The sequence below is a fragment of the Chitinophaga sp. genome, assembly GCF_039596155.1.
GTDB lineage: Bacteria > Bacteroidota > Bacteroidia > Chitinophagales > Chitinophagaceae > Chitinophaga.
Genome location: NZ_JBCNKF010000006.1, coordinates 76,448 through 89,826 on the forward strand (window position 1 = coordinate 76,448; position 13,379 = coordinate 89,826).

Below are 13,379 nucleotides of genomic sequence, written 5' to 3' on the forward strand. Positions count from 1 at the left end.
TGTTTCCATACATGCAAAAGCAAATAAAATCAGCACTGATCTCCGTTTTCTATAAAGACAACCTGGAGAACATCGTTAAAAAATTGGGTGAACAGGGTGTTACCATCTATTCTACCGGTGGTACACAAAAGTTTATTGAAGACTTAGGTGTTTCCTGTGTGGCTGTAGAAAATTTGACAGCTTATCCGTCTATTCTGGGCGGCCGTGTAAAAACATTGCACCCTAAGGTATTTGGTGGTATCCTGGCTCGTCGTGATAATCCACAGGATCTGGAGCAGCTGGCACAATATGAAATTCCTGAACTGGATCTGGTGATTGTAGATCTGTATCCGTTCGAGGAGACTGTGAAGAGCACTCAGGATGAGCAAACTATTATCGAGAAGATCGATATTGGTGGCGTATCTCTGATCAGGGCCGCTGGTAAGAACTACAAAGATGTGGTGATTGTCGCTTCCAAAGATCAATATGCTGATCTGGAAAAAGTATTGACTGAAAATAAGGGTGCTACTTCTTTGCAGGATCGCCGTGCATTTGCGGCCAAGGCTTTTGAAGTATGTGCTAACTACGATGTAGCGATTTCTCAATACTTCCTGAACAATGAGCCAGCAGCTTATTTCCAGGTATCTGCTCCTCAGGGTCAGATCATGCGTTATGGAGAGAATCCTCATCAGAAGGGTGTATTTTATGGTAATCTGTCTGAGCTTTTCAACAAGCTGCATGGTAAGGAACTGTCTTACAATAACCTGGTAGATGTAGACGCTGCCTGCCAGCTGATACAGGAATTTAAGGACATCACCTTTGCGGTTATCAAGCATACCAACGTATGTGGTATTGCCAGCCGTTCTACCCTGAAAGAAGCATGGGACGCTGCACTGGCCGGTGACAAGGAAAGCGCGTTTGGTGGTGTACTGGTATGTAACGCAATTGTAGACAAAACGACTGCTGAATCTATCAGCGAGATCTTCTTTGAAATCCTCATTGCTCCGGGTTTTGCCCCTGATGCACTGGAAGTATTGCAGGCTAAGAAGAACCGCATCTTATTGGAGCAGAAAGCCCCTGTGGTAGCTCCGAATGTATACAAAAACATCCTGAACGGCGTACTGCTGCAGGAAAATGATAAAGGTAACTTCCAGGACTGGAATGATGTAGGCGCAAAACCAGCTACCCCTGAAGAGAAAGCTGACCTTACTTTCGCTAACATCGTATGTAAGCACCTGAAATCTAATGCCATCGCACTGGTGAAAAACCAGCAGCTGATTGGTAAAGGTTGTGGACAGACTTCCCGTATTGACGCGCTGCGCCATGCAATTGAAAAAGCAAAGCAATTCAATTTTGACCTGAGAGGTGCTGCAATGGCTTCTGATGCGTTTTTCCCATTCGATGATTGCGTACGTATTGCTCATGCTGAAGGTATCGTATCTATCATTCAGCCAGGTGGTTCAGTGCGTGACAACGACTCGGTTACTTTCTGTAAGGAGAATGATATGGTGATGGTGATGACCGGTATGCGTCATTTCAGACACTAATCTTTTCTTAACAGCGAATAATATTTTATAAGCACCGGTTATGCCGGTGCTTATTTTTTATATTTGTTACCGGCTATGGCATTTATACATCACAATAGCGACAATGGGGCAGAAGACGCTCAGCTGATCCGGATCTACAAACAATCCGGTAAGTTGGAAGATCTTGCCAACTTATACCAGCGTTACATGAACCTGGTATATGGTGTCTGTCTGCGCTATTTTGATGAGGAAGCCAGCAAGGACGCCGTGATGCAGATTTTTGAAGAACTGATTGTGAAATTGCAACATCATGAGGTACAGAACTTTAAGAGCTGGCTGCATGTGCTGACCCGTAATCATTGCCTGATGAAACTGCGGGCCATGAAAAACAAAGAAAGCCGTGAAGTTTCGCTTGATGGGCTCCCTGTTATGGAAAACGAGCAGTTTACACATCATGATGGCGGCAACGCTCTGGAGACCAACCTCCAGGAAATGGAACGGTGCATGGAAACATTGCCGGAAGAACAGAAGCGCAGTGTTGATCTTTTTTACCTCAAAGAAAAGAGCTATAAAGAAGTGGCTGATCTGACAGGATATGAAATGAAGAAAGTGAAAAGTTATATTCAGAATGGGAAACGCAATCTGAAAAACTGTATGGAACAACAAAATGCAGCAGCAAAACAATCATATTAAACCTTTGGCAGATCCTGAGCTGATACGCCGTTACCTGGCTGGAGAGCTGGATAGCAAGGCTATGCATGCCCTGGAACGCCAGGCGTTGGATGATCCTTTTCTGGCAGAAGCGCTGGATGGCTTTGAAATGCATGCTCCCGATCAGCGTATAAACCTGGCTGATCTAAGCAAGCGGTTAGCGCAGCGGGTGCAACCTGCCCCAAAGAGAGTGATCCCGATGTACTTACGTTGGGCCGCCGCCGCTGCTGTGTGTTTAGCTATCGGATCAAGTGTCATATGGTTATGGCCTGCGCGTAATCAAAGCGAAATTGCTAAGGTGACGGTTAAAACTGATACGATCATTCCGGGTGAAGTAGCCGGATTGGTACAGGTGCCGGAAACTATGACCACGTTCAGGAAACAACAGAATAATGCTGATACCAAATCATACCGGGCGCCGGTTGTTCCTCCACCGGCTTTAGCACCCGCTCCGCAGCCACAGGCCGAAGTGGCAGCAGCAGAACCTGCACCTGCAGCAACTTTTGACGTAGGCAAAGCATCCCGTTTAGCAGCGGATGATAATAAAGATACCGCCGATGTGATAGCCAGCCAGAATTTATATAAGAATAATAATTTTAACCCAAGCGACGTGTCTGTGACGTCCTTATATAGCAAAAGGGTGACGTCCCCCTCTGGCTTTGATCCTTACATGATCAAGGGCAGGATACTTAATACTAAAGGAGATAGCGGCATCGCTGGGGTAACAGTCAGCATGGGTGCAGTAGGTACGATCACTGATAATGAGGGCTATTTCTCTCTTCCTAATGATAACATGGGTGTAATACCCAGGATGAAAAAAATGAGTAGTAACAGGAATGAGTATAAACAGGTCACTGCCTACGCTTCCGGATACCAGAGCAGTAGTACTACTTTTAAGGGCGATCCTTTTATAAGAATGCAGCTCAGACGAACTACAGATACTTCTACAACGGCTTTGAGTAGCAACAACGAACCCGTACCGGTGGGTGGATTTGAGAAATTCGAAATATACCTCGCTAAAAATGTACAATATCCTGCCGGGCTGACTGTGAGTGGTAAGGTGAGGGTACAGTTCCATGTAGCGCCAGATGGTTCTTTGACTGATTTCAGGGTGTTGAAAAAACTGCAGCCTGAATGTGATCAGGAGGCCATTCGCCTAATCAAGGCCGGTCCAGCCTGGATGCCGGCAGCCAATGGAAAAGCTGTTAAAGTGAAAGTGGATGTGAGGTTTACCCCCGAAGCGCATCAATAACTCGCTCTATTCTGCCTGATTGCTTTAATCAGTTTCCTGTTTCTTCTATCTGCGCGACTATCATTTAAGGATATAACTGCCCATATTGCAGCTGGAATCCAGCCCAGTACAGTGCATTGTAAAATCAGGCATAATATGCCGGAAAGGAGCTTTCCTCTCAGCAAAAATGATAGCCAGGGTAGGAGTATCGCTATCAGCGTCATGAAGTGGTGTTTTGTTGAATTTACTACTTTTTGCGGTCTTTCCACATCTGATTGAAGGACTTGGGCGCAAATACAGGTAATTCCCTGTCGTCTCCCCAGGCTTTGGTAAAGAACTTTTTCATGAAGAAGTTCTTCATATTTCCGCTGGCCAGGTTCATCATGCGCCGGCTCAGACTAGCTTGTTTCCAGCCAAACCATGAAATTTTCTCAGCACCGGATGTGTGATTTTCTTCTACCGCTTTATGTCGGTTGTGGAGCAGTAATTCGTGCAGGTTAATACGTACCGGACATACTTCTGTACAGTTTCCACACAGGGAAGAAGCATAGCTCAGGTGCATATAGTCATCAACTCCTCTCAGGTGAGGAGTAATAACGGCGCCGATCGGTCCGCTGTAGGTCGTACCATAACTATGACCGCCTATGTTTTTATAAACCGGGCAGGCATTCAGGCAGGACCCGCAACGAATGCAGTAGAGGGCTTCTCTTGCTTCTGTGTCTGCGAGGAGGTTGGTCCGGCCATTATCCATGAGAATTACATACATTTCTTCAGGCCCATCTATTTCTCCTTCCTGGCGGGGACCACTGAAAATGGAGTTATATACCGTCACCTGCTGACCGGTACCATAGGTTGCCAGCAATGGCCAGAATAGTGCCAGGTCATTGATAGAGGGAATCATCTTTTCGATGCCTACCAATACGATATGTGTTTTAGGAAAAGCAGTAGTGAGACGGGCGTTTCCTTCATTTTCGGTAACGGCAATACCACCGATATCAGCGATGATGAAGTTTGCACCGGTAATGCCGATTTCTGCATCCAGGTATTTCTGACGTAGTTTTTCACGGGCTACCATTGTGAGTTCCTGCGGCGTCAGGTTAGGAGCAGTACCCAGTTTCTCTTCAAACAGCCGGGCTACATCTTCTTTGCTTTTGTGCATGGCAGGGGTTACGATGTGGTAAGGCGGCTCATCGTCCAGCTGCTGAATGTATTCTCCCAGATCTGTTTCTACACACTCAATATCATGTTTGGCCAGGAAGCTGTTCAGGTGAACTTCTTCCGTTGCCATTGATTTACTTTTAACGATGCTTTTGCAATTCTTTGCTTTGCAGATGGCCAGGATCTCTTCCAGTGCCTGATCGGAATTCTCCGCCCAGATCACTTTTCCTCCACGACGGACCAGGTTGGATTCAAATTCCTCAAGATGTTTGTCCAGCTGCTCAATAGCTCTCCATTTAATATTCTTGGCGCGTTCACGTGCAGTCATCAGGTCGGAAAACTGGTTTTTCCCGGCTTTTACTGCTGTATTATACTTGCCTATATTATAATTGATTGTCTGGCGATGACCGAGGTCTGTCGCTTTCTTCTCGCTCTTGTCCAGGAATGTGGAGGCATTCTGATGCATAAGTTGTTGAAATTGCTGATTGCGAATGACAAAAGCCATACCGTTTTCCGGTATGGTGGTGTATTAGACAACTGTTTGGTAAAGATAGGGAATTACGGAAGGATAATACCATTGGCCGTCAGCGTTAATCTGCGCGGTATTTTTTGGTGGCTATTTTATCCAGTACTGAATAGAATTCTTCACCGTACTTGCGAATGATCGCTTCCTGGAGGAACCGGTATACAGGCACTTTCAGGCTTTTACCATTCTTGCAGGCCGGCTTACATATGTCCCAACGGTCGTAGTTCACCGCTTCAAAAGATTCATATTTTGTCACCCGGATAGGGTAGAGGTGGCAGGAGATTGGTTTCTTATAATCTACTACGCCATCCTTGTAGGCCTTTTCGATACCACATCCTACTACACCATATTCGTCTATACTGGCGTATGCACAGATACCTCCATCTACGATGGGAGTTACATATCCATATTCGTCGTCCGTGGTATTGGTACCTGTTTTTTCTATTTCGGCAATCCCTTCGGGGCGTAAGTAAGACTTAATTTTCGGATAAACCTTCTTCAGGATCTTTACTTCTTCTTTGTCCAGTGGCGCGCCACAGTCCCCGGCCACACAGCAGGCCCCTTTGCAGGCCCCCAGGTTGCACACGAACTTTTCTTCTACTATTTCGTCACTGATGTATTTATCGTCTATGATGATCATTGGCAGGATAATGACCGCAAAATTACAACAATCCGGTTGCTTTTACATGGTTCGGTTCGGAGTCTACCGCCATTTCAATGTTTCCACCAGGTGAAGCATGTCCTGCTGGAGGAATTTGTGAACAGGTGCCAGAGAGTCGGCATTCGGTGCAGCGTCGAAATAAAGGGCGCCACGCAGGAAGTGTCTGACTGAATCTGTCACATAGAATTGTTTGGCAGAAGCGGCATTTCCTCCCACATCGTAAAAGAGGCCATATATACGGTTGTCGGGATTACCAATGCTCTTTTCTTCAATGTATTCTGCCTTATAAGTATGCTTATAAGTCATTTTGAAGGCATCGTTGATGAGTTTCTGGAAGTCATTTTCCCCTTTTCCGATCTCTTTGTAGCTCATGTATATTTTCCCATTCAGGGTAGGAAACTCTACATTTATCCAGTAGGGATTTTCTGTTTTCTCTCCAAAGAAGAGGCTGTCCTTGACGATATTGGCATATACAGGATATTCAAATGTATATGGGTAGCCGGGTTGGTCAAATACACGGTATTCCCTTTTGGGGAAATTGATCTGGAAGTACCCCCGGGGTTTGGGTGTATAAGTTTGTTCACAGGCAGTATACAGCAACGGCAGTAATAACAGCATGAAACAGCCCTTCAGCCGGGCGGTAACAGTTGACAGGCTTCTTTTTCTCTTACAGTTCATTGCTTCTATGTTGTGATATTAGTCTCCTTCCACGTTTTGCCTGACGCTTACCTGTACTTTCTGGATGCGCATCTTGCTCTTTTCCAGTACGGTAAAGTCATAATCCCCGTAGGTGATCACGCTGTTTTCTTCCGGGAATTTACCAGCCAGTTCAAGGATAAGACCGCCAATGGAGTCACTTTCTCCTTTCACTGCTTCGAAGGTATCCGGAGGTATGTTCATGATACGGCAAACGTCGTTGAGCATGGTTTTGCCCTCGAACACGTAGGTATAGTTATCAACTTTTGAATAGTTGAATTCTTCTTCGTCAAATTCGTCTTTAATATCTCCGATCACCTCTTCCACGATGTCTTCAAGGGTTACGATACCCGAAGTTCCACCGAATTCGTCTACCACTACAGCAAAGTGCATTCTCCTTGTCTGGAATTCAGACAGCAGGTCTTCGATCAGCTTATGGCCATGGACGAAGAATGGCTGGCGCATCACGGTGTGCCAGTCAAAGGATTTGCCTTTGTCGAGATGTGGGAGCAGGTCTTTGGTATGAATAACGCCCACAATGTTGTCCAGATTGCCTTTATAAACGGGCAGGCGGGAATAGTGGAGGTCAGCTACATGCTTAACGACGACATCAAAAGGGGCGTCATATTCAACACCATGCACATCCAGGCGGGTATGCATGATTTGTTTTACGGTGATATTGCCAAATTTCAGGATCCCTTTCAGGATATTTTTTTCTTCCTGGGAAGCGGTGGGGTCCACGCTCATTTCGATAGCTTCGTCTATCTCCTGGTAGTTGACAGCGCCGCTACCTCTGTGGAAGAAGCGGGCTTCGATGCTTTCACTCATGCTTACATAGAAATCGCTCACAGGTTCGAGGGTAGCGTGTATGATGCTTACAAACCAGGCGAAGTAGGTAGCAAAGCGAATATTATTTTGGGCAGCCCATACTCTTGGGAGTACCTGACCAAAGAACAGCAGAACAAAGATGATGATAGCTATACGCACTACGAAGGAAACGACCGGCAATGTTTGCAGGTCTTCCATTTGGGTGATGAGGTAGCTGGTCACCATAATAAATGCCAGGGAGAGGAGTATACCTGCTATCTGGAGGGAGGCCAGCAGGGAGCGGGGCTTCTCCAGGAGTTTGGTAATGAGTTTTCCACTGGTGTTCTGTCTTGTTTTCAGGGCGTTCAGGTCCTTGTAGTTCAGGGAAAAGAAGGCTACTTCCGCGCCGGAGACAATGAAAGCCAGGAGTAAGAGTATGAAGATTACAAGCAGATAGATCACCACATTTGGCGTGGCAATGGGTGCCGAGGCTTGCAACAGGGTGAAATTACCAGAAATAATGCTTGCCGGATAGGTGTACAAGTTGTTCAACTTTTCGTTAAAGAATTAGAAAACCAGCAATACACTGCAAAGCAGGTTCCAAAAAAATGGGAAAGAAATTCAGGTCTTACATTGAATCGCTTTCCCTATATGCAAATATAAGTAATACCCCATTACGGGATTATCAAGCAAAAAAGAATTAATATTTTTTAATTGGATAGTTTAAAAGGGCAGATCGTCAGCTGCGTCACTAATTTGGGGGGGGATGTCCATATTGGGGAAATTCTCACCGGAAGTGCTGCCAGTATTACTATGGTGGATGGCATGCTCTGAATTGTTAAGATCCATGCGTTTGTCCAGCATAACAAGGTTATCGCCTACAACTTCGGTGGCAAATTTTTTATTTCCTTCCTTATCTTCCCAGCTACGGGTGCGCAGACGTCCTTCGATGTAAACCAGGCTACCTTTGTGCAGGTACTTCTGCGCCAATTCTGCCAGTCCTCGCCATAAAACTACTGTATGCCATTCTGTTTGGGAGATCAGTTTACCGGCCCTGTCCTTAAATGTCTCTGTGGTAGCCAGAGAAAATTTAGCTACTGCTATATTGCCTTCCAAAAACTGTACATCCGGATCTCTACCCAAGTTGCCAATCAGGATTACTTTATTAACACCTCTCATTGTTGCAGGTTTTAATCTATTGATTTAACGATGGAAATATAATGTTTCTTTAAATAAACAACCTTCTTAAAGTTAACATTTTTTTCAAATCGATGTGAAAAAAATGCTGACTACTTTTAGCTTCAAATACCTTGCCGCAGCAAGTTGAGCGCAATTTATCGGCAGTTAGTTTTAGTATCAGAACAAGCTTAATTCCCCACGTTTCAGGAAGTCAGTAATAGTTTTCGGGAATGCATACCTATCCAGTTGATCCTGGGGCACTGCCGTATAGCCGGGCATTTCAGGCTGTTGTGTGACAGATAGCATGATGAACTGGCTATGAATGGTTTGATGTGTAAGCTGCTGTTTGAACGAGGCGGACACTGCATCTATGTTATAACGTATATTACCCACTTTTTCTTTGAAGGCGGGGAGTTTTTTTAAGGCTGTGATATCGGCGGGGGCGGTGGTTTCAATGAGAACAAACTCATGCAGGTTTTGCCAGATATCATTTTCGGTACGCTTGCGGATATATAGATCGTCTTTGTGTCTTACAATCAGGTAGTTGAAGTATCGTTTTTTGATCACGAGCTTCTTTGCCTTTACGGGTAGCACGCCAACAAGGTTCAGTTGAAGGGCTTTGCACTTCCTGGCCAGGGGGCATGTTTTGCAGGCTGGCTGTTGAGGTTTGCATACCACAGCGCCAAAATCCATGATACTCTGGTTGTAAGTAGCTGATTCTCCGTGGGGGAGTAGTTCAGCTGCCAGGGTTGCGAACTGTTTTTTGCCGGCGGTACTATCGATAGGCGTATCGATGTCAAAGAAGCGGGAGAGCACTCTGAATACGTTGCCATCCAGCACAGCATGTGGAAGGTTGAACGCAAAGGAAGCGATTGCGGCGGAGGTGTAGGGGCCAATACCTTTAAGCGACTGGATAGCTTCGTAGGTATTGGGAAAGTGTCCGTGGTACTGTGAAACGATCTGCCTGGCGGCTGCCAGCATATTTTTACAACGGGCATAGTACCCTAGTCCCTGCCAGAGGCGGAATACTTCTTCTTCCGGAGCAGCGGCTAATTGCTGTACGGTAGGGTAAGCCTGTATAAACTTTTCGTAATAGGCCCATCCTTGTTCCACGCGGGTTTGCTGGAGAATAATTTCGGACAGCCATATACGATAGGGATCTTTTTCGCCTTTCCACGGCATTGTGCGCGTATTGTCTTCACGATTCCATTCGAGGAGGGTACTGGTGAAAAATTGTTTCATGGAATGCAAAGATAAGTGAGACAGGAATGATAAAATGAGTAGTCAGAAAGGGAGGTGCAGTGAAAATATATATAATCATCTATAACATATGAAAATATCTGTTATCTAAATACTTTTTTAACAGAACTAGCTGATAAATAGACTAATGTGAAGAAATATGCGTTATATTTAAGTAGGATGCCGAATTTTATTTTGTTCAAATGGACGTAACTTTTTCATTAAGAGCAGAAAAAAAAGACAAAATGAATATTATTTTTTGTATATTCGTTAAGTAGTGGTTTAGTGAAATATTCTGCTACATACCTGAAGAAGTGACCATATATTGATCACTAAATAAGACCTCTGCTCAGGAATGACCTATTGCCGGAATATGCATTAGTGATTAATACACAAAGACTTGTAGAGTTATTATTAAAAAGATATAAGGTATAAGAAAAAAAGATAAAATTTATTTGCTTAAAATTCAGCAATTAAAAAAAATTAAATAATTTTGGGACAAGTAATCCTTCGCTTCAATTATGAGAAAAGCTGACTTAATTAACAATATTGCTGAAAAAACCGGCATACCTAAAGTAGATGTGTTAGTAACACTAGAAGCCATGTTTAAGGAGGTCAAGGAAGCGTTGGCTAATGGCGAGCATATCTATATTAGAGGTTTTGGTAGCTTTATTACAAAGAAGAGAGCGGCCAAGATTGGTCGTAACATCAAGAAGAATGTGGCGGTAGAAATTCCAGAGCACTTTATTCCTGCATTCAAGCCTTCGAAAGAATTCGTTGCTGAGGTAAAGAAGCTTAAAAGTTCTTCGTAATTTTGCAGCCTAATATTTAAGGCGTGCAAAAATCACAAGTTCTATTGGTGGGTGCCGCGGTGGCATTACTAGTTGTATTGGTCGCCTTCGGCCGCACCATACCACATTCGGAGAAGAAAGCTATGCCAACTGCCGGCCCTATGATGGGCGGTCAGGAGCAGCAACCTATTGCCTTTAGCGAATTGCTGGCTACCGCCAAGCAAAAAGTCCCTGCTGATAAATTACTTTTGATCAATTCTTTGGAAAATAAAGTAGTGCGGGGAGATGTTAAAACTCAGCAGATAGCCGCTTACAAACAGCTTTATGCCTCATGGGATAGCCTTAACCAACTACCCATAGCTGCGCATTATCTTGGCGAAGCCGCCAAGTTGGAAAATTCCGAAAAAAGCCTCACCTTTGCAGCCAATTTATTTTTGGAACACCTGGAACATGCTCAGGACCCGGCAATTAGTAAATGGGAAAGCCAACAGGCACTCTCATTGCTGGATCAGGCTATTAAACTTAGCCCGAACAATGATTCCCTGAAGATTCAACAGGCGCTGTTGTATTTAAATACCGGCGAACCTATGGTCGGTGTCCAAAAACTTAGGGAAGTGGTGGCTGCCAATCCCGACAATCTTGAAGCTCAGTTGACACTGGCTAATCTTGCTATCCAATCCGGACAGTACGAAAAAGCCATCCAACGTATGGACACACTGTTGCAACGCCATCCGGACGAAGCGAAAGCTATTTTCGTCCAGGCTGAAGCTTATCGCTCTAAAGGTGATGTGAAAAAAGCAGTGGAACTGTTCGAGCAATGCAAAAAACTGCTCAAAGACCCAGCCCTAAAGGCTGAAATTGACAATTATATTAAGAGTATTCAATAATATTCTATTTTCTAAACATTTTAAACTTTTTAGTATGCCTTGCGGTAAGAAAAGAAAGAGACATAAAATCGCTACCCACAAACGTAAAAAAAGACTGAGAAAGAACCGTCATAAGAAGAATAAGAAATAGTTTTCTCCTGTTTCCCGCCATTTATACTAACCAGGTTTTATTTACGGCGTGTTAATCGGATAAATTTTTTTATATATCCTGCATGATTTTAGCGATTATTCTTAAATTGCTGAAGTCATGCAGGTTTTTCCACAATTCCCGCTTAGCATCCCGGATATTACCTGCTAGATCGCTAAACCCTTAAGCAATCCATCATCATGTACGCTAACATCACTGTTAGCTATAATCTGGTATGCAGTAAGCTGTTATTAAATAGTCGTGCATAACATAAAGGTGAAGTAATAATGGTTAAAATTTTGGACGCTTGAACAAGGAACTAATTATAAATGCGGCACCTACTGGTGTGGAAATAGCGTTGCTGGAAGATAAAAAATTGGTCGAATTGCATCATGAAAGTGGCAACCCCAATTTTGCAGTAGGAGATTTATACCTGGGGCGGGTTAAAAAACTAATTCCAGGACTGAATGCAGCGTTTGTAGACGTTGGCTTTGAAAAAGATGCCTTTTTGCATTACACAGATCTTAGCCCATACATTCGCTCTATACTAAAATTTACCCAGCAGGCTATTTCTGATAAAACCCCCGAGGGGTTTGACTTTACAAAGTTTAAGAACGAACCGGAAATTGTAAAAACCGGTAAAATCACAGATGTGCTGGGCGGTAAACCCAACATTCTCGTGCAAATCCTGAAAGAGCCCATTTCTTCTAAAGGCCCCCGTCTGAGCTGTGAAATTTCTTTACCAGGAAGATTTATCGTGTTAACACCCTTTAATGACATTGTAGCTGTATCTAAAAAGATACACTCTTCCGAAGAAAGAAAACGCCTGCAAAAGATCGTCGAAGCTATCAAAACACCCAATTTCGGTGTAATAGTACGCACAGCCGCTGAAGGAAAGAAAACTGCAGAACTGCACGAAGACCTTACCACCCTGGTCGAAACCTGGAAAAATATCCAGTCAAATCTGAAAGGCGCACAACCTCCACAGAAAATACTGAGCGAACAGGCCAAGACTACCAGTATCCTCCGTGACCTGTTGAACGAAAGTTTCAACCGGATCGTCATTAACGATAAAAATATGTACACTGATACCCGGGCGTATATCCAAAAGATTGCCCCCGAGAAACAGGATATCGTTACCTATTATCATAATGGCGCACCCATCTTTGATCACTACGGCATTACCCGTCAGGTAAAAGCATCGTTCGGCAAAACCGTTAACCTGGATAGTGGTGTATACCTCATTATTGAAGCGACAGAAGCCCTCCACGTCATCGACGTGAACAGCGGATACAAAAGCTCCAGTAATAACCAGGAACAAAACGCACTGGCATCCAACCTGGAAGCCGCTGCAGAAATTGCCCGGCAACTGCGCCTGCGCGACCTTGGAGGAATTATCATCATTGACTTCATCGATATGAAGCTGCCTGAAAACAAAAAGGTAGTATACGAAGCAATGGAGAAATTCATGGCCCAGGATAGAGCTAAACACACCATCCTGCCTATCTCCAAATTCGGACTCATGCAGATCACCCGTCAAAGGGTGAAACCTGAAGTCACAATTTCTGTGGCTGAAGATTGCCCTACCTGCCATGGTACCGGCAAAATCGGCGCCTCCGTACTAATCATAGATGACATTGAAAAGAACCTGCAATACCTGATTAACCATCAGCACAAAGGACTCTCCATTCATGTGCACCCCATCTTCAAAGCTTTCCTTACACAAGGATTCCTTACCTCTCGTCAATGGAAATGGTATTTCGGCTATAAAAAATGGATCAAAATAAAAGCAGACTCTAACTACCACCTGACAGAATACCGCTTTTTTGATGCCAATGATGAAGAAATAAAACTCTAAAAC

At 44.2% G+C, this 13,379-nt stretch carries 14 protein-coding genes; 7 read left to right on the top strand and 7 right to left on the bottom strand.

The window, feature by feature from the left end; all coding sequences use genetic code 11:
• The first annotated feature begins 11 nt into the window (after nucleotides 1–11).
• The 3 genes from purH (at nucleotide 12) to ABDW33_RS07705 (ending at nucleotide 3,468) form a co-directional block, all read left to right on the top strand.
• Entirely contained in the window at nucleotides 12–1,526 is a 1,515-nt protein-coding gene (gene purH / locus ABDW33_RS07695) for a bifunctional phosphoribosylaminoimidazolecarboxamide formyltransferase/IMP cyclohydrolase (protein ID WP_343689483.1), read from the top strand.
• Nucleotides 1,527–1,601: 75 nt separating this feature from the next.
• The gene (locus ABDW33_RS07700) at nucleotides 1,602–2,198 is read left to right on the top strand and encodes a sigma-70 family RNA polymerase sigma factor (RefSeq protein WP_343689484.1); all 597 of its coding nucleotides are present in this window, start codon (nucleotides 1,602–1,604) and stop codon (nucleotides 2,196–2,198) included.
• Nucleotides 2,173–3,468 carry a TonB family protein gene (locus tag ABDW33_RS07705; protein WP_343689485.1) on the top strand — a complete coding sequence of 432 codons (1,296 nt, stop codon included), beginning with the start codon at nucleotides 2,173–2,175 and terminating at the stop codon, nucleotides 3,466–3,468. Before ABDW33_RS07700 ends, ABDW33_RS07705 begins: the two co-directional genes overlap by 26 nt.
• On the opposite strand, the gene ABDW33_RS07710 is transcribed toward ABDW33_RS07705, so the two are convergent.
• The 7 genes from ABDW33_RS07710 to mutY all read right to left on the bottom strand — a co-directional run bounded on the left by ABDW33_RS07710 (nucleotide 3,462) and on the right by mutY (nucleotide 9,716).
• Nucleotides 3,462–3,671: a YqaE/Pmp3 family membrane protein gene (locus ABDW33_RS07710; RefSeq protein ID WP_343689486.1), complete on the bottom strand. Its 210-nt coding sequence runs from the start codon at nucleotides 3,669–3,671 to the stop codon at nucleotides 3,462–3,464. The two genes, ABDW33_RS07705 and ABDW33_RS07710, sit on opposite strands and share 7 nt — an antisense overlap.
• 23 nt (nucleotides 3,672–3,694) lie before the next feature.
• Nucleotides 3,695–5,110, bottom strand: coding sequence for a LutB/LldF family L-lactate oxidation iron-sulfur protein (locus tag ABDW33_RS07715; RefSeq protein ID WP_343689487.1), 1,416 nt, complete (start codon nucleotides 5,108–5,110; stop codon nucleotides 3,695–3,697).
• Between the two features lie 85 nt (nucleotides 5,111–5,195).
• Complete coding sequence (locus ABDW33_RS07720) at nucleotides 5,196–5,771, bottom strand: DUF3109 family protein (RefSeq protein WP_343689488.1); 576 nt, start codon at nucleotides 5,769–5,771, stop codon at nucleotides 5,196–5,198.
• A 63-nt stretch (nucleotides 5,772–5,834) separates the two neighbouring features.
• A complete protein-coding gene (gene gldD / locus ABDW33_RS07725; RefSeq protein WP_343689489.1) occupies nucleotides 5,835–6,470 on the bottom strand; it encodes a gliding motility lipoprotein GldD in 636 nt (211 codons plus the stop codon).
• 18 nt (nucleotides 6,471–6,488) lie between these two features.
• Nucleotides 6,489–7,847, bottom strand: a complete 1,359-nt coding sequence (gene gldE, locus ABDW33_RS07730; protein ID WP_343689490.1) for a gliding motility-associated protein GldE — start codon at nucleotides 7,845–7,847, stop codon at nucleotides 6,489–6,491.
• Nucleotides 7,848–8,018: 171 nt separating this feature from the next.
• Nucleotides 8,019–8,474: a single-stranded DNA-binding protein gene (locus ABDW33_RS07735; protein ID WP_343689491.1), complete on the bottom strand. Its 456-nt coding sequence runs from the start codon at nucleotides 8,472–8,474 to the stop codon at nucleotides 8,019–8,021.
• 177 nt (nucleotides 8,475–8,651) lie between these two features.
• Nucleotides 8,652–9,716, bottom strand: a complete 1,065-nt coding sequence (gene mutY, locus ABDW33_RS07740) for an A/G-specific adenine glycosylase (RefSeq protein WP_343689492.1) — start codon at nucleotides 9,714–9,716, stop codon at nucleotides 8,652–8,654.
• Nucleotides 9,717–10,234: 518 nt separating this feature from the next.
• On the opposite strand from mutY, the gene ABDW33_RS07745 reads away from it, so the two are divergent.
• The 4 genes from ABDW33_RS07745 to ABDW33_RS07760 all read left to right on the top strand — a co-directional run bounded on the left by ABDW33_RS07745 (nucleotide 10,235) and on the right by ABDW33_RS07760 (nucleotide 13,376).
• Complete coding sequence (locus tag ABDW33_RS07745) at nucleotides 10,235–10,525, top strand: HU family DNA-binding protein (RefSeq protein ID WP_072362799.1); 291 nt, start codon at nucleotides 10,235–10,237, stop codon at nucleotides 10,523–10,525.
• Nucleotides 10,526–10,548: 23 nt separating this feature from the next.
• Complete coding sequence (locus tag ABDW33_RS07750) at nucleotides 10,549–11,391, top strand: tetratricopeptide repeat protein (RefSeq protein WP_146968300.1); 843 nt, start codon at nucleotides 10,549–10,551, stop codon at nucleotides 11,389–11,391.
• 34 nt (nucleotides 11,392–11,425) lie between these two features.
• The gene (locus tag ABDW33_RS07755; protein WP_223233134.1) at nucleotides 11,426–11,521 is read left to right on the top strand and encodes an AURKAIP1/COX24 domain-containing protein; all 96 of its coding nucleotides are present in this window, start codon (nucleotides 11,426–11,428) and stop codon (nucleotides 11,519–11,521) included.
• A 304-nt stretch (nucleotides 11,522–11,825) separates the two neighbouring features.
• Nucleotides 11,826–13,376 (top strand): Rne/Rng family ribonuclease, encoded by a 1,551-nt coding sequence (locus tag ABDW33_RS07760; RefSeq protein ID WP_343689493.1) that lies wholly within the window; start codon nucleotides 11,826–11,828, stop codon nucleotides 13,374–13,376.
• The last annotated feature ends 3 nt before the right edge of the window (nucleotides 13,377–13,379 follow it).